This is a genomic window from Pelagicoccus sp. SDUM812005 (genome assembly GCF_031127875.1).
In the GTDB taxonomy this organism is placed as follows: domain Bacteria; phylum Verrucomicrobiota; class Verrucomicrobiia; order Opitutales; family Opitutaceae; genus Pelagicoccus.
Genome location: NZ_JARXIA010000028.1, coordinates 32,471 through 54,269 on the forward strand (window position 1 = coordinate 32,471; position 21,799 = coordinate 54,269).

The following is a 21,799-nucleotide window of genomic DNA, read 5'->3' on the forward strand; positions in this document are numbered from 1 at the left end:
GTCTTCGTGGGAATCGGTCCCGCCTACCTCGACGAGCTAGCGGACGATGGTTCCAAGATCATCAACCCAGCCGCCCAAGGCGTGCTGCTCTCCGATGCTCGCTTCGCCCGCTCCTCGGACGGAACCATGTTCTTCGCGGAAGGTACCGTACAAACGCTCGGCCTACCCGGCTTCGAGTTGAGCGGTACGGCCCAAGTCCTTTTCGCTTCGACCAACGGAACCGGGCGCACGCTTACGATCCCCGATGGTCCGGATGCCGGGTCCGATCCTGACGTCGTTAACGTACCGAACAACGCTGGTACCTTCATCAAGATCGACGGCCTCGACTTGAACATCGCCGGACAGAAGCTCAGCGGTGACTTCAATCTTGAATACACGGCTGACCACATCGCCTTCGGCGTAGAAAATCTCTACGTCGGTATGGGCAACGGCGCTACAGACTTCGTTAGCCTGAGCAGCCCGGCTTCCAGCTTCCTCTACACCAGTGAAGGCTTCGCGGGTTACATTGACGCGACCATCAATTTCAACTTGCCGACCGATGCGGTGGACTTTGGAAGCGGCATCGCCGGTCAGTTGGTTTTGAATACCACCAAGCGCGCTCAAACCCTTACCGTAGGCGGCGTCGAAAAGACTATCGAAGCGGGACCCTACGTGAAGGTGACCCTCGACAGCGACGGGGTAGACGTTCTCGGCAATACGCTTTCCGGCACCTTCAGCTTCGAGCAAGCCACTGGCGCTCTGAGCCCGGCCGCCCTCGAGATCAACAGGCAGATCGACGCGGATACCAGCCTCACGGAAGCCGACAAGGCAGCAGCTCGCATCCAGGCGCCGCAGATCATCAAGATCGGGGCTACCGACGTGAACCTCTTCCTCGGCGACAGCGCTTCGAGCACGGGTATCAAGGTCAGCAATGGCAACGCGTTGCTCATTATCAACAGCGATGGCATCGCCGGCACTGTCGGTGGCACGGTCGAGTTGCTGGTCCCAGGCGCAGACGTTCAGCTGTCCGGCGACTTGCTGGTCCGCTTCAATACTACCGGGCTCGCGGTTGAAGAGACTTTCGAAGTGGGCGACCAAACCTTGGAGCTCAACCTCGATGCCGGATCGCCGGTTCGCGATGTGGATGGCAAGGCGCTTTATTGGGACAAGGATGGCGCATCGACCACCGAGGCGGGCTACTACGTCGATACCGACATGAAGGTCGACAGCGACAGCGATGGCGACAAGACCAACGACAAGGATGTGCTCGTTCCCAACAAACCGCAGCGCAACACGTACTTCGAACTGGCTGCTACGAACGCTGTATTGGCAATTGCAGGACAGCGTCTCGCTGGCGACTTCGTCTTCACTTCCGATGGCACCACAGTCCTCGTTGCCCTCGCCAACATCGAGCTTGGATTGGGCGACGGCCAGACAGACTTCATCACCATCAGCCAAGGCGAGGGAGCCTTCAAGATTACGCCCAATGGCTTGGCCGGTTCGGTCGGCGGCGTCGTGGGCGTCAATATCCCCGGCGTAACGTTCACCGGCGAGATCAAGTTCCTCGTCAATACCAGCACCGTCGCGGTCGGCGAAGAGATCACGCTACCCAACGGCGAGAAGGTTGCCCTAGAGGTCCCAGCCGGCAAGATCGGCAATCCGTTCATCCGCTTGAGCGGCCGCAACATCGCCCTCAACGTGGCGGGCCAGAAGCTCACTGGAAACTTTAGCTTCGAGAAGGGGGCTCGTCCGGACGGCGAGCGCTACCTCAGCTTGATCGTCGAAGACGCGTCCCTGAATTTGGGAAGCGGCCTCGCCGAATTGACTGACATCAACGGGGCCTTCCTCGTCACCGATGCAGGCATCGCCGGCAAGCTCACGCTCGGCGCTTCGCTCGACCTCGGACCGGTCGCCATCTCGGCCGACAAGATCTCCTTGGTGATCAACACCGGTCTCTCGCCCATCATTTTGGACGACGCAGCCAAGACCCGTATCCCTGCCGGTCCCTTCTTCCAGTTCGAAGCTCTGGGTGGTTCCTTCCAGATCGGCGACATCGTTATCATCGCCGACATCTTTATCCAGAAGCGTACGACTGCGGAAGGGCAGAGCCGACTCACCTTGGCCGTCAACAAGCTCAACGCCGATATCGGCGGTATCCAGATTTCCAATGGACAGGGCGTCTTGCTCGTCTTGCCGGATCGCGTGGTGGACGGAACGCCTGTCGCCAACACTGGCGGTATCGTCGGGCAAGTGGAAGTCACCGTCGACCTCGGTGGCGTGATCGACGGAGTGGACCTCAGCGGCACCTTCGGTCTGCGCATCAACCAGACTCAGAGCCGTATCCAGGAGTCGGTTACGATTGGCGACGAGAAGATCGTGGTCGATATGCCAGCCGGTCCTTACCTGCAGGTTTACGCGAATGACGCTTCGCTCACCATTGCTGGGCAAACCCTTTCCGGAAACTTCGCCTTCGAACAGGTCAAAACAGCGGGAAGCGATGGCATCCTCGGCAATGCTGACGACCAATCGAAGCTGACCTTGGCTGCTTCCGAAGTCTCACTCGCTCTGGGCGATGGAACTACGAACTTCGTTACCCTGACGGAAGGGGAGGGACGCTTCGTCATCGAAAGCTACACTTCCAACGGGATCACCAAGAAGGGCTTGGCGGGTCGTCTCTCCGGCACGGTTACCCTCAATATCCCGGGCATCACCTTCAGCGGCACTCTCTCCCTCGAGATCAACAACACCGGCCTGGCCATCAGCCAAGAGTTCGAGGTTGGCGGCGTTACCGATACGCTCACCATGGCCGCGGGCAACTACGTTCGCTTCGGAGCGGGCAACGCCTCCCTCTCGATCGCCGGTCAAACCCTTTCCGGTAACTTCTTCTTCGAGCGCTCCACAACGCTACCTGTCGGCACCGCCGCTCCGAAGACTTTCCTGCGTATTGCCGGAACGGATATCAGCTTCTTCCTCGGCGACGATAACGGGACGGCCAGCGACTTCTCCGATGACGCCGGTCTCCGCATGACCGGTGGCACGGTAGCCTTCTTGGTGGCGCCGGAGGGCGTGGCCGGCATGGCCAGCGGAAACATCAGCCTACGCATCCCGGATGTCGTGGAAACGACTGCGGATGTAACGGTCTCTATTAATACACGCAGCACCGCGGTGAAGGCGACCTTCCCGGTTCCGACCGGTAGCGGCGATCTCACGCTCGACCTCAAGGCGGGACCGTTCTTCCGCGTCGATATCGAAAACTTCTCCCTCGATCTCTTCGGCCAAACCTTGGCGGGCGACTTCGCCTTCGAACAGGTCAAGGCTCCAGGCGCGGACAAGCTCTTCGGTACCACCGACGATACCAAGATCATCCGCATCGGTATCAACAATCTGGAGCTTTTCCTCGGCGACAATGGCGGCACCGCTGCCGACACCAGCGACGACGTCGGCCTGCGCATCACGGATGGCACCGCGATCCTCTTGCTCACTCCTGCCGGCTTGGCGGGTCAGTTCAGCGCCGGGGCCACGGTCTACTTCGAGCCGGGCAAAGGCCTGCAAGTGGCCAGCGTCTCGGTTTCCATCAACAACACCGCCGCTGCGGTTAAGGAAACTTTCCGCGTCGGATCCACGGACCTGACCCTGGAGGTTCCGGCTGGTCCTTACATCAAGGTCGCGGTCACAGGCCTCGACGTCACCATCGCCGGCCAGCAGCTGCGCGGCGACTTCAGCTTCGAGCGCATCGTCAATCTGGGAGCCGACAAGAAGATCGGCGGCACCGGAGCCAACTCCGATACCCAGCTGACCCGCATTGTCGTCGACAACGTCGTTCTCTCGCTCAACGCCGGTGGACGCGAATTCGTTCGGGCGGAAAGCCCGGAGGGCGAAGCGAGCGTTCTAGAAATCGTAAGCAGCTCAACGCAACGCGGCATGGTCGGCCTCATCCGCGTATCGGTAGCCGTGGACATCCCAGGCGTCACCATTGGCGGAACCTTCCGTATCGGCTTCAACACTACAGGCCTCGCGTACCAGCTCGATGACGACGGCGACGCCGCCACGCCAAAGGTCACCATAAAGAATGGCGTTCGCGTAGAAGGGACCGATGTTTACCTCACCGCCGCAGGCCAAACCCTCACCGGTAATTTCGCTTTCGAAAAGCAAGGCACTACCATCGCTATCGTTCTGGCTGACGTTTCGCTGAAGCTCGGCAATGGCACTGAAACCTTCGTCACCGCCACCGTATCCACCGGAGCGATACTCATCACCAACACCGGTATCGCCGCCCAGCTTCGCGCCGGTCTGACCATTTCGGATTCCTTGAAGGATGACTTCAGCTTCGCGGGCGAAGCCTTCATCCAGATCAACACCACCAAGGCCCGCGTGGTGCGCGTCTTCACCATTACCGGTTTCGGCGACATCGCCCTCGACGTAGCGGCTGGACCTTACGTTCGCGTGCAGGCCGGCTTCCCCGGCTCGCCGGTTTCCCTCACGGTGATGGGGCAAACGCTCGAGACGGTCTTCTTCTTCGAGCAGATCACCACTGCCAGCGGCACCAAGGTCGTACGCGTCGGCTTGACCGAAACCTCCATCTTCCTCGGCGACTCCGGCGCCTTGCCGAGCTCGGACGACGACAAGGGCGTTTATCTGCGCGACGGCCAAGGCTCGCTCATCATGACCCCGCAAGGCATCGCCGGCGAGTTCAGCGGCACCACCGGTTTGACCGACGCCCTCAGCGACTCTCTCAATGCCAACCTCACCGCCACCCTCGTATTCCAGATCAACAATCTGAATCGCGCGGTCGACGAGCGTTTCGTCTTCAACAATAGCGACGGCACCACCACGACCAAGATTCTCAAGCTAGAGAAGGGACCCTTCTTCCGTGCCCAAGCTTTGGATGCGGCGCTTTCCATCGGCGAGTTCACCTTGTCCGGCAACTTCAGCTTCGAGCAAAAGCTCGTCAAGATCGGCGCCACCAACCAGCAGGTCATGCTCATTGGAGCCGCCCAAGTCTCCATCGCCGGCGGCACTGACCAGCCCGGCATGAAGCAAAACGCGGACGGCACTGGCACCGGTTCCGGCGCGATCGTGATCCTTCGCAGCGGCGTGGCCGGCATCGTGACTGGCAAGGCGGCCCTGACCCTGCCGGGCTTCGAAGCGGGCGGCTCGGTTGGCTTCCTCTTCAATACGTCCAACTCCGATGTCGATACGGTGGTCACCGTGGGCACCGCTCAGATTACGGTGAGCGTGGGCAAGAAGACGCCTGCCCAATTTGTGGTGCAGGACCTCGACTTCAACTTCGGCAACATCCTCGAGTTGCAGGGCGACTTCCGCATTAGCGCCGGCAAGTTCAGCGGCAGCAATCTAGGCATCTTCATCGGCAGCGGTCCCTACACCTTGGAAGACGGATCCAACAACGAGGACGCCATCGGGGTGCGCGTTTCCGGGGCGACCATGGACTTCGTCGATCCGACCCCGGCGACTAAGAGCGACGGACTCTACGCCTTCAAGGCTTCCGGCAAGCTTGCCCTGGTAGGACTCGATGGCCTGACGGTGGAGGGCGACGTGACCTTCCTGATGAACAACAGCACGCAGACCGTGACGGTCGGCAGCGGCGCCAACGCGACCGCCATTGCTCCGGGTACTTTCTCCTTCATCGCCCGCAACGCCAAGTTCTCCGTTGGCAACGTATTCAGCATCGGCGGCACCATCTTCCTCAATCGCAAGCCAAGCGGCGACATCGACGTGATGGTCGGCGGCGCCTCCGTTTCCATCAACAACGGTTCCGGCGAAAGCATGTTCGCCATTCAAGGCAGCGCCGCCTTCAGCATCAGCCAGACGCAAGGCTTCGAGATGCAGAGCTTCAAGGTCAACGGCTTCTCTATCATGGACCAGATCGGAGTGAGCCTGCCGTCCGGTTCGGGCTCCAGCGGATCGGGCTCCTCGAATACGGTCGGCAGCGGCTTCGACTTCTTCCCAACTGCTGACTTTGCCGGTCCGGTTAACGCCAACATCGAGCAATGGGGCGTCATCACTATCGATGACCTGCTGACGAACCGCTACATCGATATCCAGTTCAACGACCTCAATGGTGTTGGCCTCAAGACCAGCTCCATCACCGACGCGGCCCAAGAGTTCCGCCTCCTCAAGAACGGTGCGCCCATCACCGGCTTGACCATCAACGGCGTGGGCGTGGCGGTGGCTGGCAAGACCAATACTTACCGCTACCAGATCAGCGGCACCCTGCCGTCCAGCAACGATCTGGTCACCATCGAGATCCTCAAGGGCTCCTTCTCCGACAACAATGGCATCGGCAACTTCTCCGAGCTGGAGTACCTGAACATCGTTCCCAACGTAAACACGAGTCCCGGTCCGATCGCCCAGCTCAGCGGCCCGAACAATGGCGGCGCCGTGGACGTGCTTTCCATCAACGCCAAGCGTTACATCGACATCACCTACGTCAGCCAGGACGGCACGGCTATCAACAAGGCTTCCATCACCGACGCGGCGCCCGAGTTCAAGTTGGTCGGCACCGGCATCGACCAGCTCCTCATCGATGCGACTACGGGAGCGCCGGTTATCTCCGGCTCGCCGCTCCTGACCGCAGGTTTCGAGGATAGTGCGACCAGCGTTACCTACCGCTACTTCCTCAAGGAAAAGCCGCAACCGGCAACGCCTACCACGCCGACCACCGGTACTGGCACCAGCACTACAACCGCGGTGCAGACCAACAAGCTCTTCAAGGCGGGCACCGTGGAAGTGGTCTTCCTCGACAATTCCTTCAGCACCAAGGGCGCGGCCGCGACCGATACCACAGCTGCCATCCTCGCCGCCCAAAACATCTCTGGCCTCAAGCAGAGCTTCACCATCGACCCAGCTGCTCCCGGCGCCACCAAGGCTCCGGACGCGATCGTAATCAACCTCGGTCCGCTGCAGCTGGAAGGTCCCACCGTCGGTATCGAGGACATCGGCTTCAAGGACGGCTTGCTCATGCTCACCGTCGGCATCGGCGTCAACCGCGCCACCATGGCCTTCGGCGGTAGTGGTGGAAACACTACAGGCCAAAGCGCCCAACAGCAGAGCAGCGGCGTGACGGCGGAATTGCTCGGCGTGCTCGGCACTTTCGATATTGGCGTGGACGCCTTCGGCTTGCTCAGTGGAAACGTCCGCGTGGAAGTTCCCGGCAAGTTCGGCCTGCGCATCGGAGCCCTCGAGGTCGAGGTTCCGGACGTGGTCAAGGTCACCGCTTCGGGCATCGCCCTCAACTACGATCCCGACTACGCGACCAACAATCCGGACAACCCCGTCCAGGAACTTCTGGTGGTCGAAACTGCGATCGTGCAGTTTCCAAAGATCGATATCCAAGGCAAGATCGAGCCCTTCATCCGCGAAAACGGCGACACCATTCCCGGCCTCGTCATCCGCACCAACGGCTTTACTCTCGGCACCGCGGAACTGCGCTACGGCGGTATTGCCTCCAACACTACCTCCACCGCTCCGGGCGCCACTTCCACCAACCAGCCCGCCATCAAGATCGGCAACATCGTCGAGTTCGACGACCTGCGCATCGGCCTCAGCGACTTCACGGTTAACTTTGACACTGGCATCAAGCTGACCGGCGAAATCTACATCGCCACCGGCGGAGCCCGCTTCCTCCCGGGCAAGGCCATCAATGGCACCATCCGCGATCGCAACGACGCCACCGATGTCCGCCCCGACGGCACCCAGGACGACGAAGCGATGCGGGCTACCCTGGAGTTCGACGACAATGGCCGCGTGGAAGCCTTCAAGTTCTCCGTCGACACGCTTGAGCTCAAGTTCAGCAGCTTCGTTACCTTCCGCGCAGTTGGCTTCGAGCTCGATACCGGAGCATCGGATACGGAAGAGCTCGTTTCCTTCATCTCCATCGGCGCCACCGTCAAGATCGGCGCCCTCGAGCTCACCGGCGAGGCTCGCAACTTCGCTTTCCTCGGCGACGGCAGCTTCGACGCGAAACCCGGATTCGGCGTTTTCATCGCGGTTGGATCCGCTACCGGTTCTTCCTTCAAGTGGCCCGCCTTCATGCCGATCCGCATCACGGAAATTGGTATCCAGTGGGCGGATATTGAAAACGATCCCGGCGACTTCGTGCTCATCCTTTCGGCCGAAGTTACCGAAATCCAAGGTCTGGACGCGGTCGAGTTCTCCGGCGCCATCCGTGGCATCAAGATTTCTCCGAAGCTCCTGCTCGAGGGCAAGTTCCCCATCATCGACATCGAGTCCATCGGCGTATCGGTAAAGGGCGAAATGTTCGGCGGCGAAGTCGGGGCTGGCTTGATCGGCGGTATCCTAAAACTGGATTCGAACTTCGCCATCATCAGTCCGCTGGATACGGTAACGCCCGTTCACCAGCGCGTCTTCTTCGTGGGCGTGGAAGGAACCTTCTCCCTCGCAGGCATGGCCGGCTTCGGCATCCGCTTCGCCCTCAGCGAACTCGGGCCGCTGGGAGTGCTCATCACCGCGGACATCCCGGTCCTCATCGAGCCGAATTCCGGCCTCACGCTTTCCGACTTCTCCGCTGGCGTCGAGTTCTTCAAGACCTTGCCGTCCATCGACGATCCTTTCGCCCTCCGCTCGAACGAGTTCGGACCTCCGGCTTCGGTCGACGCGGCCAGTTGGCTCGACTCGGTACGCGGCCAAGTGGCGCTGCAGGCCAAGCTGATCGCGGAGAACCCGAGCATGAACGGATTCTCGGCAGCCTTCTCATCGCCGATGACCATTACCGGCAGCGCCAAGATCTACTCCACCTACACCTCCGAGCAGCTCTTCAACGGCCAGGTCTACGTCAAGATCAGCACCGACGGTAAGTTCCTGATCGGCGGCAAGCTCAACTTCCTCGCCGACAACCTCAGCATCGGCGGCAAGCTCTACGCCGACCTTTCCAACGTCGCAGCAGGGGACGTCACCATCCTCTTCCTCGCCGACATCCCCGAGCAGCTCGAGCTCTTGACGCTGCACGGCCGCATCAAGATGGGCTTCCGCAACGCGGATGGCGAAGAGATTGCCTTCGACGTATTCGATCCACGTTCCGCCAATGCAGCGGGCACCGCTCCGGGCGCGGCCATGTTGGCTCCCGTGCCCGATGGCAGCATGATCGACGTAGGCGTGGCCAACGACTCGTCGAACCTCTTTACCCTCGACGGTACGGACTACCGCTACATCGACGTCAATTACGAGCCCGCTCGCAATGCCACGCTCGACTACGACTCGATCTTGGATGATGGGGCCGAGTTCAATCTCATGCTCAACGGCGGTTCCATCGAGCTCAACGGCGCTCCCATTCCCATCGACACCGTGGTCACCGAACGGGGCGCGGAAGACGCAGCCCTCGTCGTCAAGAAGACGGGCGACACCCCGACCAAGGTGGTGCGCGTGCTCTCCGACGGAACCGAAGAGGACGTCTTGCTCGTATCGGATCTCACCGATGCGCCCACCGACAACGCCGAGCTTTCCGCTTTCGCCCTCGTGGCGGCCATCCGCAAGACCGGGACCCGCCGCTTCCGTTACCTCGTTACCGACGCTTCCTTCAAGTATACGCTAGGTGGATACAGCGTCGAGTTCATCGAAGGCAGCTTCAAGCACCAGGACGGCACCCTCGAAAGCGGCGTAGCCATCACGGGCGGCAGCAACGAAGCCTTCACCCAGACATTCTCCGTGGAGGGCGCCACAGCCGTCTTGCTCAATCCCGGCACCGACGCTCATGTGGACGTCAACCTGCTCAATGGTCGCAACTACATGGATGTGGTCTTCAGCCAGCCGACCGATCCGAGCGGAGCGAGCATCGATCTCGACTCCATCACTGACTACGATCCGGAATTCCGCCTCACCGGCGCCGGACTGGGCTCCATCACCTTGGACGGCGGCCAAGCTCCGCTGATCCTTAGCGACGATACCACGGAGGTTACCGTTCGCTACTTCCTCGTAGGCGAGTGGGCGGACGAAGGGGAGGTCACCTTGACCTATCTCGACAACGCGTGGGCTTACAGCTTCGCCAGCGCCGGCAACAACGTTGAGGTCGAGGTCGATACGGCCAGCCCCGCTCCCGGCGGTACCTCACCTGCAATCTTGGAAATCGCCTTCGATGGATTGACCATTCCAGACGGCTTCTCGCTCGATATCGATTCGGTGCTCGATTCCGGCGTCGAGTTCATCGACCTCGATACCTCTGTAGACGGAATCCAACTACAAGCCTACCAAGGCGGCTCGGTCATCAGTGGCGTCACCGTCACGCTCGACACCACCAACGATCTTTTCAACGAAACCGATACCAATATCTTCCGCGTTCCGGTGATGATCGAGGTCGATGCAGGCGTCACCTTCTCGACCGACACCTTCCAGGTGAAGGCCAAGCTCGATTCCTCGAAGTTCGCTTACAACGGCGCGGCTACCGGCGGCACCGCTGCAGGGGATACGGTCAACGCGGTACTCAGCTCGCCCGCTCCGGGCGAAATCCTGATCGGCAACGATCGCGGTTTCATCGATATCGAATTCGCGGCCAGCTCCGGCAGCTCGCTGGATCCCGCGGATATCCTCGCCGCGAGCAACCTCTTTACTCTAGGCGGCCTTGGCGCCAGCGGAGTCACCGTCACCAGCGATGCGCCGCTCGCCCTTGGCAACAACGTCTTCCGCTTCTTCCTCAACGGCGAGTTCAGCACCGGCAAGGTCGACGTAAGCTTCGCCGCCAACGGCTGGACCGACGAAGCGGGCATCAGCAACCGTGCCTTCACGTTGAACTTCATGGTCGAAGGTCCCACCGCCCAGCCCACTTGGGAACGCGACGGTCAAGACCTCGCCCTCGACGGCATGGGCATCGGCCACGAGGAATTGGCCAATGCGGACAACCAGTTCGAAGTCATCTTCCGCGGTAGCGATGGCAATGCGATCGACCACAGCACCATCGACGGAGACGAGTTCATCCTCAAGGCCGCCGACGGCACGGTGATCGAACTGGGCGCTCCAATGCGTATCAGCGGAACGGATACCTACATCTACACCATCGAGTCCGTCTTGGGCGAAGGCTCTTACACGCTCGAGTTCGTAGCGGGCAGCGTGGAAGATTCCGAGGGCATGAGCAACTTGGCCAAGGCCACCAGCTTCCGCGTGGAAGCGCCGAGCGCCGAGCTGACCAACCCACCGTCCGGCAGCGTGCAGAACCGCGAAGAGCTCAACAGCCGCGGTTACGTCGATATCACTTTCAACGATATTATCACGGTCGTCGGTGGAATAGAGAGCAGCGTGGAAATCGATATCGATTCCATCCTCGACGCCGCACCGGAATTCGAGCTGCTCGACGGAGACGGCACTGCGCTCGTGCTCGAAGCGACGCCGGTGAACCTCGGCAACGGAGTCTTCCGTTACTTCATCTCCAAGGGCGCCGACGCCAGCTCGGTTACCATCACCTTCTTCGAAGGCGCATGGCAGGACACCAGCGGCAACGTAGTCACCCAAGCCCAGATCGACCGGGCCGACGCCAAGGTCGCCGCGACCTTCACCGACCCGTCCAATCCGACCCGCGCTGGCCCGTACTTCGACATCACCTTCAGCCCCGTTGGCGGAGCCCAGGTCGATGCCTCCACCATCGATGGCGACGAGTTTAAGCTCAGCGGAGCTCAGGCTCAAAACCTTCTCTTCAAAGACGTGTATGCGCTCGCCAATGACAACGACCGCGGCGAGCTCACGTTCCGTTACCTCTACCAAGGCCAGCTCGACACTGGACTCTTGGAAATGATCTTCCAGGCAGGCAGCTGGTCCGACACCGCTGGCAATGCCGGAACCGGCGGCAGCTCCTCCGTCCGTTTGGTCACGCAAGCCTCCTCCTTCTTCATCGATATCGACGGGGGCCTCATCCTCAACGCAGGCGGATTCCTCGACGAGCCAATCCTCGAGCTCGCAGCCGCCGTTACTCTCGAGATCGACACGGTTCGCTCCGTCTTCCAGCTCGACTTCGACGGCCAGCTCAAGCTCTACAAGCTCGGCTCGGTCGGCGCCACCGCCGGACGCTTCGTCCTCGACAACAGCAATACGCTCAGCGACTCGCCGCAGATTTGGGGTGTCGCCACCATGGAGACCAACTTCTCCTTCCTCGAGCAGTACGGCGTCTTCCTCTTTGCCAAGGGTACCCTGCAGCTCAACCTCACCGAGCACACCAAGACGGAAACCCTTACCCTCAAGGGCCTCAACAACGGCCAGGACGTGACCCGCACCTTCGAGCTCGCTCCTCATACCTTCGGCCTCGAAGTGGTCGGGCAGGCCCGCTTGCAGCCGCCGGGCACGGGCACCGACCTCGTTCGTCTGGAAGGCGGGTTCTATCTCAACATCAACCCAACCGGCTTCGAGATGTTCGCCACCGCCGAACTCTCCTTCGGAGTAGGCGACGCTCAGCTCACCTACGCTCAGGCCACCGGTTTGGTGGTTATCCAAACCGGACTCGAAGCGGGCGAGAATCTGGGTATCGCCGGTTACCTCAAGGTGACCCGTTCCGCGGGAGTTGGCCTGCCAAACGTGGGCACGCTCTTCAGCGCGACCGGTAAGGTCACCGTCATGTTCAACACGACCAGGCAGGACGTGGTCTTCAACGTGCCGGATGCGTTCCTGCCGCTCATGCAGGAAGGCGAGGCCACCACTATTACTATCTACAAGGGCGCTCCCGGCATCGACGGCAGCCGTAGCTCCAGCGAGCCGGCGGATGGCGAGGTTTACGTTTCCGCCATCGTGGAAGCGGAGTTGACCATTGGCGGGGCCCTGACCTTGACCGGCTACATCAAGATCGATGTGGCAGCTGGAACCTCCTCAGCGGGCGGTGGAGCCGGGGCTCGCTTATCGGTAACCGGCGCCGTTTCCGCCGAAATCGAATTCCTCGGAACCCTGGTCGGCACCCTCAACCTCAACGTCTACATCGGAGAGAACACCGGCATCGTCGGCCGCGTCATGCTCTCCTTGACTAGCACCAGCATCCCAGACGTCGAGCTGGGCGGCATCCTGCTCCTCGAGCTCAACACGTTCGGAACGCAGCAAACGGTCGAAACCTTCAAGACCACTACGCAAACCGTCAACGGACTGCAGTTCTTCGGCGGATTCGAACGCGACTCCAACGATAACCTCGTCACCGAGTCCGTCACCCTCGACACGGTGGGTGGCTTCAAGCTCTACCTCGCCGGTACCCTGAAGGTCGCCGACAAGTTCGAGATCGTCGGGGTGGTCGAGTTCCGCCTCGAGTTCGCCGGAGCGAATCCTGCCATCGAGCTCATCATCAATGGTTCGCTCGCTCTAGAAGGGCTCGGCACCTTGACCCTGCGCAACAGCGGATTCCGCGTCGACAGCAAGGGCTTGGTGGCTCGCATCGACATCGAGCTGGATGCGGCCTTCGGTCAAAACATCGGCCTCAAGTTCAACGTCGCCGCCCTCATGGAGCTCAACACTTCCCGCGAGACGCAGGTGCTGGGCACCTCCAGCATCGATCCGGGCATCCGCCTCAAGCTGCAGGGCAGCGTGGAATTCCTCGGCTTCGCCAAGGCCTCCGGATCTGTGGCCGTCTACGTCGGCGCCAACGGCTTCTCGCTCGAATTCGATGTCACCTTCAATATCGGTCCGCTCACCTTGAGCGCCTCGGGCGGGGCGGCCGTCTACACCGACGCGAATCCGGGCATGGCCCTGCGCTTGAACGTCCGCGCCTCCGCCAGCTTCATCGTCTTCAATATCGATGCCTCCGGTATCCTAGAAATCAATACGTCGAATGCCTCCCGCGTTCTCAACGGCGCCACCTTGGCCAAGAACTCCTTCCGCCTGGCTTTGCAAGGCCGCTTGGAAATCCTCGCCGTGCTCAAGCTCGATGCCAACTTCGAGATCAAGGTCGCCAACGGCGAGTGGGAGCTCTCCGCCAGCACCAGTATGAACTTCTTCGGCTTGGCCAGCCTGAGCGCCAGCATCTGGCTGAACTCTGAAGGTCAGTTCGACATCAAGCTCGACGGTCGCCTCACTCTGGGCGGCGGCGGCTTCGGCCTCTTCGGCAGCTTCCACTTCCGAGCCCTTTCCAAGGTCGTCGGCCAGGACAGCATCGGCAACAATATCTACCGCTTCGAACTGAGCGGCAGCGCCAGCGCCAAGGCCAAGGTCTTCGGCATCACCCTGGCCGGACTCGGACTCAACTTCTCCTTCGCCGCAGAAGGGCAGGGCAAGACGCCGATCACTCTCACGGTCCGCGCCCGTATCAAGATCCTCTTCGTCCGCGTCACCAAGACCGCCCACTTCAAGATCGGTACCCTGCAGTTGCCCGAGCCGGTCTACCATGGCGGCGACGCGGGCAACGGTCGCGTCTGGTCCGGCGGAGCCCTCTACCTGAACGTCGGCAGCCGGGCGAGCGTGCGCAACCTCGCCACCGCAGACGAAGACGAGAGCTACCTCGTGGAAGACCTCGGTCCGAGCGACGATGGAGTCGGCCGCACCGTCAAGGTAACCGCCTTCGGTCGCAGCAATACCTTCCAGAACGTCACCAGCATCCATGCGAACTTCGGCAGCGGCACCGACATGGTGGCCTTTGGCCGCTACGACGACACGACTGGCACCGTCAGCAACGAGCCAAGCATTCCTGTCACCATTGACATGGGCTCTGGCAACGACGCCATCATCTACGCCGGTTCCTCCACCGCGACCCTGAGCGGCGGCACCGGCGACGATTACATCGGCTGGACCGGTTCGGGCACCGGTACCATGAATGGCAACGACGGCAACGACTACATGGAGCACAGCGGCGTGGGCGCCGTTACCATCAATGGCGGCTCCGGCAACGACCGCTTGCTCGGCGGCAGCGTGAACGACGTCATCAACGGCAGCACCGGCAACGACGAGATCACCGGACCTGCCAAGTCCATCGACGCGGGCGCGGGCGACGACATCATCAATGTCGATGCCAACAGCCAAGGCGGCAACGTCACCGTCATCGCCGGCAGTGGCACGGACAGCTTGAACATCTTCGGTAGTCCCGACAGCGACGTCATTACCGTCAGCGAGGCGGCCAACGGTAGTTACCAATTGGATATCGACGTCAGTGGCGTGGTCATCACAACCCAGAGCGTAGAGTCCCTCTACATCGACGCGGGCGCCGGATCCGATTCCATCACGGTCAACGATCTGAACGCGGTCGGCTTGCAGCAGTTCGTAATCGATTTCGGCCGCCGCATCACTTCCAGCGGCTTTGAGAACGTCACCGAAACCTTCGAGAACGAGGACGGCGAGGACGAGTCCATTACCCAGCAAGTCGCCAAGGTCAGCATCGCTCAGGACTTCGCTACGGATAGCCTCACGATCTTCGGTGATGACGGAGTGGATACGTTCATGCTCTCCGCTTCCGGAGCCAATATGGACTCCCGCTCTTACACCGAGATCACCATCAGCCGCGTGGGCGTCTACAGCATGGCCCTCATCAATGCGGTCCGCTCCGAGTCCGACGCCTTAACGGTCGACGCGAAGGGTGGGGACGACCGGATCGACGCCAGCGCCGTGGGCCGCAGCGATACCATCCAGACCGATTCCCAAGTCATCACCATCTCCCCGACCGACCAAGTCATCGTCAAGCTGGTGGGCGGAGAAGGAAACGATCGCCTCATCGGAACTCCGTTCAACGACTTCCTCGACAGCGGCCTCGGCGACGACCGTGTCACCGGTGGTTACGGAATGGATACCTTCACCGACGCAGGTGGACACGATACGCTGATCGAATCGCTCACCGGCGACTCCTTCCTCACCGACGACTTCTTCATCAACGGCCAGATGCGCGGCGACGGCGAGGTGCAGATCGTTACCATCACCGACGGCTACGACAAGAACGAGGTCCAGCGCATCAACAGTACCCTCACCAGTGGAACCTTCACGCTCACCTACCGTGGCCAGACCACCACCGCACTCGCATACAACGCGGATCCGGACGCCATCGAGCAAGCGCTGCTCGCTCTCTCCACCGTCACAAGCCTTCGCGTCACCGCCAAGAGCACCGGCGGCCCGTACATTTGGGATGTCACTTTCTTCGGACCGACCGGCGCTCCGAAGCCGGGCGAGGCCTTGCTCACCGACAACTCCTCCAGCGTCACCATCACGCGCGAGGTGATCGAGGACACCGAAGTCGTAGAAGTTCAACGCGTCACCCACAGCGGGGCAGGCGGTACGTTCACGCTAACCTTCAGCGATGGCGTTAACACTGCTACCACCACCGCTATCGATTGGGACGCGACCGCCGCGGAAGTAGACGCCGCCCTCGAAGCCCTCAACGACCGCGTGGCCATCGGTAGCGTTTCCGTCGAGCTCTTCAGCAATACCGAAGGCGTCCTGCTTCCCTACACTTGGAAGGTCACCTTCCTGAAGTCCTCCACCGTACGCGGCCTGAACGTGCTCATGCTCACTGCCGACAGCAGCAACCTGGTTGGCGGCGGCTACATCAGCGGTCTCCCGTCCGAGTCCGAGTTGGTCGAAACCTCCAAGGCCAACAACCCGAGCGTGGGCATCCCGGACAGCTTCACCCGCTTCAATACGGGCGCCACGGTCGAAAACCTGGGCGGCATCTTCGAGTCCGCGGAAATCAGCGGTTCCACCGATCGCAACATTCTCATGGTCGGCGCCGCGGACGGCGTCATCTCGGTTGGCTCCACCACCTACAACGCCGGGATCTGGACCGGTTCCGCCACTCTCGATAACAAGAATCTCACCACCGGCGACGCTACCCACCTGGCCGAGCTCTACGTGCTCTCCATGGCCGGCGAAAACGGCGGCCGCGTCGACATCAACGACACCGGCATCGGCTCCGGCCGCGACGAGCTCGTCATCCTTGGCGGCGAAAAGGCGGACAACATCACCAGCAACGCCTACGGCTTCGGCTCCGGCCGCACCGGCGTCATGACCTTCACCGCTGCCGACAGCGAGAACCCGGACGTGGTTTACTTCCGCGGCATCGAGCTTGTATCCATCGACACCCGCGGCGGCGACGACAGTATCCTTTCCGATGATACAGCGGCCACCACCTTCATCTCTACCGGCTCCGGCGACGACTCGATCACCATCGGAACCGTACCGCTTATCCCGGATCCAGGCAATCGTACCCTTGAGTTCCCTGAAGGCGTTCCCGTAGCGGACACCTCCAGCATGACCAACGGCGCCTCCAATCCGCTCTTCATCTTTGGCGGCGACCAAAACGATCGCTTCGAGGTCAACTTCAACCGCGCTCGCCTCTACTTGCATGGTGGCGCCGGCGACGACCGTTTCTTGCTCAAGACCTTCATCGTTCTCCGCGAAAACCCAGAGAACAACGAAGACGTCACGAACCTCGCCAACGTCTTCGGCGGCACCGGATCCAATCGCTACGAGTACCTGCAAAACGGTGCCGTTTCCATCAACGGTGGTCCGGGTGTCGATACCCTCGTCATCGTCGGTACCCCAATTGCGGATACATTCGTTATCACCGAATCCATCGTAGCGGGCGCCGGGCGCTTCGTTAACTTCCGCAACATCGAAGCCCTCGAGGTCGATGGAGCCGGCGGCGCGGACGAAATCTACATCCTCAGCACCAACGAGTCCTTCACCACCACCGTGGTGGGCGGCTCCGGCGACGATACCATCCACCTCGGCGGAGACCACCCGCCACTGGTCTTTGATCCGCCCGAAGTTTCCTACACCCCGCCAGCCATCCAGGTCGACCTCGGTTCCGAGCTCGTCTACGACACGGTCACCCACAACTACGGCAACTACACCTTCACCTTCGACTTCGGCTGGTGGTTCAGCTTCCTCTCGCAATTCTCCAGCGCCGTGCGCGACAGCTTGGTCGAGAGCGCCATCCGCGCCGTAGAAAACACCGTTCAGGCTTGGTTCGAAAGCTGGCGCGCCAACGTGCCGAACATGCGCAACGAGCAGATCAGCTACGACAGCATCAGCGCCCGCATCGAAGAAACGACCCGCGGCTGGTGGATCTTCTCCGTCACCACGCGCAAGGTCATCGTTTCGCTCACCGGCCTAGAAGCCAGCTACGAGCGCGGTCGCCTCGTGCAGAACACGACCACGGTCCAGCCGCCGACGGTCACCTACGATCCGCTGCCGCAAGCCTTCAAGCAGGACGCCAAGTTCGACGTGGGCGACATCCGAGGCCGCGTCATCCTCGAGGGCGGAACGCAGTTCGAAGATCGGGGCGACACCGTGATCGTTCACAATTCTGCGGGAGCCAACATTCCGGGCTTGATCACCAACCGCGAACTGCCGCGCTTCGAGTCGAACGGCCGCGACAGCAACGGCAACATGATCTTCGAGCGGGCCACCGACGAGAACGGACCCATCACCGACGTCTACCTCAGCATCGAAGGCTTCGGCATGGACATCCCGACCAACGGCTTCGTGGGCGTGGACGGCGTCAAGACCTACGGCGTCATGCTGGGCGATATCGAAAACCTCGATCTGCGCCTCGCCGACGAAGCCCCGGCTGGCATCCCAACCGCTAACCGCAACGACCATGTCACCGTGGCCCTCACGGATCTGCGCAGCGCCGATGCCCGCAACCCGAGCGAGATCGGCACCGTCAGCGACGACGATCGCCAGTCGCTCAATATCCAGATCGTACTCGGCGCCGGCGACGACCAAGTCTTCCTTCTCCAGACCACCGGCGAAACCACCGTCTACGGCGGAGCAGGCGAGGACACGGTCACCGTGGGCGAAAACGGATCGCTCGCTCAGATCGGCGGCGGACTCATCTTCGACGGCGACGCTCACATCGACGAAGTCACCGAAGTGGTCACCAGCATCCCTGCCGGCCCTTACCCCGTTGTATTCACGAAAACAGGACCCGGCAACACGCCGGAAGGCACCTTCCAGGACGCAGGCGGCAATACCATCACTTACTACGGCGTCGATCTGCAGCCGATCCTCTACATCGATCCAGATACGGGCGAAGCCAAGATTCGCACCGTAGCGGTCCGCGGCGACGGCACCATCGAGTCCGACTTCGTGCGCGACTACGGCGTGCGCGCTTACGGCGTGCATGCCACCAACGACGACGGTCAGTTCCTTTACTACAACGCGAACGGCCAGCAGACCACCGACGCGACCGACTCCAGCGGCGCTGCCCATCAGATCGTCTACAAGGTCGTCGACCAATCCACGTCCGGTTCCGTACCGCTCTTCATCGACAACAAGGGCCGCGAAACTGCAGTCGCCACCGATAGCGACGGTTACCCGAACCGCGAGCTCTACACCACCGACTTCCTCAACGGATCCGCGGTACCGCTCTTCCTCGACAACTACGGCGTGAAGACCGGCATCGATACCAGCTACCTCGTGCACGACCTGGCTGGTTCGGACATCAAGCTGACCCGCCACTTCAACTCCGGCGTCGACTTCAGCAGCGTTCGCCTGCTGGTGAGCAACGACGGCAGCACTTGGAGGGAAGCGACCCGTACCAGCAGCGCCTCCAGCCTGTCCGCCAACTACGACATCGGCCTCAACAATGGCGGCTACTACCGCTACATCCGCGTCATTGGCGCCTCCGGCACCAACTTCCGTTTCGAAGGTCTGGAAATTCTCAAGGGGCACGGCGGTCCGAATCACAACAAATTGGATACTCGTTATCCGTCGACCATCGTAGGAGGGCTTACGAACCTCTCCAACAGCCAGCGTCCAGCCGTGGTGATTCCGGGCGACGGTCTCTACGCTAACCTCAATTCTTCCACTTACGTCACCTTCGGCGCTTCGGGCGGCGGCACGGTTTCCGTGATGCAGGTCGACCGCAGCGAGGTCAGCACCTACACCCGCACCCGCGACGTTCGCGTATCCGACGCTGCCAATGCGGTGGACCGCTTGATCGTCGACGGCAGCGGCCAGGAAGGAAACTTGGTGGGAGCCTTGGATCGCTTCGAAATCGGTTCCGAGGAAATCGAAACCGCCCTCAGCGGTCGCGGCTCCGTGGCGCTTCATCCGGGAGCTATCACCGACACCTTCACCCGCAGCTCCGGCGGCAGCCAGGTCTTCACGCTCTCCGGCATGCCAGCCGCAGGGTCTTCCATCTACGTGGCCAGCGAGTCTGGCTCCGGCTCCGCGAAGTTGCTCAAGGAAGGCACCGACTACACTGTATCGGACAACGGAGCCGTGGGCATCATCACCCTGACCAACGCCATTGCGGCCAGCACCACTTACTATATCAATTTCGTGAATACGTCCGAGGCCAAGGTCTACTTCGGCGGCGAGCGCGTTTACCAATTGATCAATCCCGGCAGCCAAAGCCTCACCGGCGCCGACCTCATCTCCGCGGTCTACGACCCAGCGGGCAAGTTCCGCCAAGAGGGTCGCGTCTATGCCGGTGGCGAAACCGCTTACGACCTCTACGATGGCGCGATCTTGCTCGATCCGTTTGGCGCCATCCTCGCCCGCAAGGACGGCGACCCGGTCGAGTACTTCAAGAACAACCCCGTGCTGCACAGCCGCGGCGAGATCCAACGCTACCTCGGCAACGAGTTCGCCTTCGACGAAAACGGAAACCTCGTGGTCAATGGCGACGGCTCCATCTTCCGTCGCCTCGCTGGCCAAGCCATCATCCACGACCGTCGCGATCTGGTCTTCGCTCCGGACTACATGCAGTTCAGCTACGATCCGTCGGATCTGACCATCGACCTGAGCGACGAAAGCCAGCTGCGCCTCAACGGCAACGAGGGCATCGCCGGTTGGTCCCTCGACTTTAACCGCAGCGGTAGCGTAGCCGATCCGATGGGCGGCGCCGCCATCCAGCTCGCCCCGGATCGACTCGTATCCATCGTGGTCTCCAGCGAACGCGGCATCTTCGCCCTGACCTCCGACGAATACAGCTTCAACACCAGTACTGGCCTGCTTACCCTCGACGCCATCGATTCCTCCAAGATTTCCGGAACGGTGAGCATCGAGGTGAACTTCGCCCTGCAAGCCTTCTACCGCGCCGGCGACGCCTTGACCTACTTCGGCGACGAGCAGATCCAGGTCGGCCAGCCAGTCGTGGAAGGTGGAATCGTTCTCACCACGGGCGATGGCGTAGCGGTTACCTACACCGACAATGCCTCGCTCGCTGCCTCCGACGACAGCAAGGTCTACTACAGGAATTCCAACGGCAGCGTGAAGCTGCACGATCGCGGCGAGCCGGTCTACGTCCTCAACGGCGACGGTGAGTGGATTCTGGATACGATTGACGCAGCCGAAGCCGCGGCCTTGACGCCACGTCGCTTCGTCGGAAACGAGCCGAAGATCTACTTCGGCGGCGAGCAAGTCTACAACAACGCCACCGACCCAGTGGTGGTCGCCAAGGAAACCTACCGCGTAACCGGTCTTGGAATCCCCGGCCAGCTGCTCTTCGCCAACGGACTGTTCCCAGACGCTTCCGGCAACCCCGTTTCCGACGCCAGCGACATCCTCGAGATCCGCACCGGCGACGGCGACGACTACTTCACCGTTCACACCACACCGGTCAGCAACCTCTTGCTCAGCACGGGCAAGGGCAACGACAACATCGCGGTTCGCGCGACCCAGGGCAACATCACCGTAGACGCAGGGCAGGGCGACGATACCTTGATGGTCGGTTCGCAGGCTGGATTCTGGGACATCGACTTCGCCGCTGGCAGCAAGCCGCAGCTTGATCCAAACCCAGCCGATGCGAGCTTCATCAATGTTCTCGGCAACCTCGATGCCATCTCCGGCGTGGTTACCATGCAGGGCGGCGCCGGTTACGACCGCGTAATGGTCGACGAGTCCGGCGAGACCGACAACCAAAGCGGCACCCTGACCAGCACCCGCCTCAGCGGTCTGCAAA

The 21,799-nt window shown here is 61.4% G+C and carries 1 protein-coding gene (only partly in view); it reads left to right on the forward strand.

This entire window lies inside a single protein-coding gene on the forward strand: locus QEH57_RS22890, encoding a pre-peptidase C-terminal domain-containing protein. The 49,821-nt coding sequence extends 13,251 nt beyond the window's left edge and 14,771 nt beyond its right edge, so the window shows coding positions 13,252–35,050, spanning codon 4,418 (complete) through codon 11,684 (partial); the first complete codon in view begins at window position 1. Both the start codon and the stop codon lie outside the window.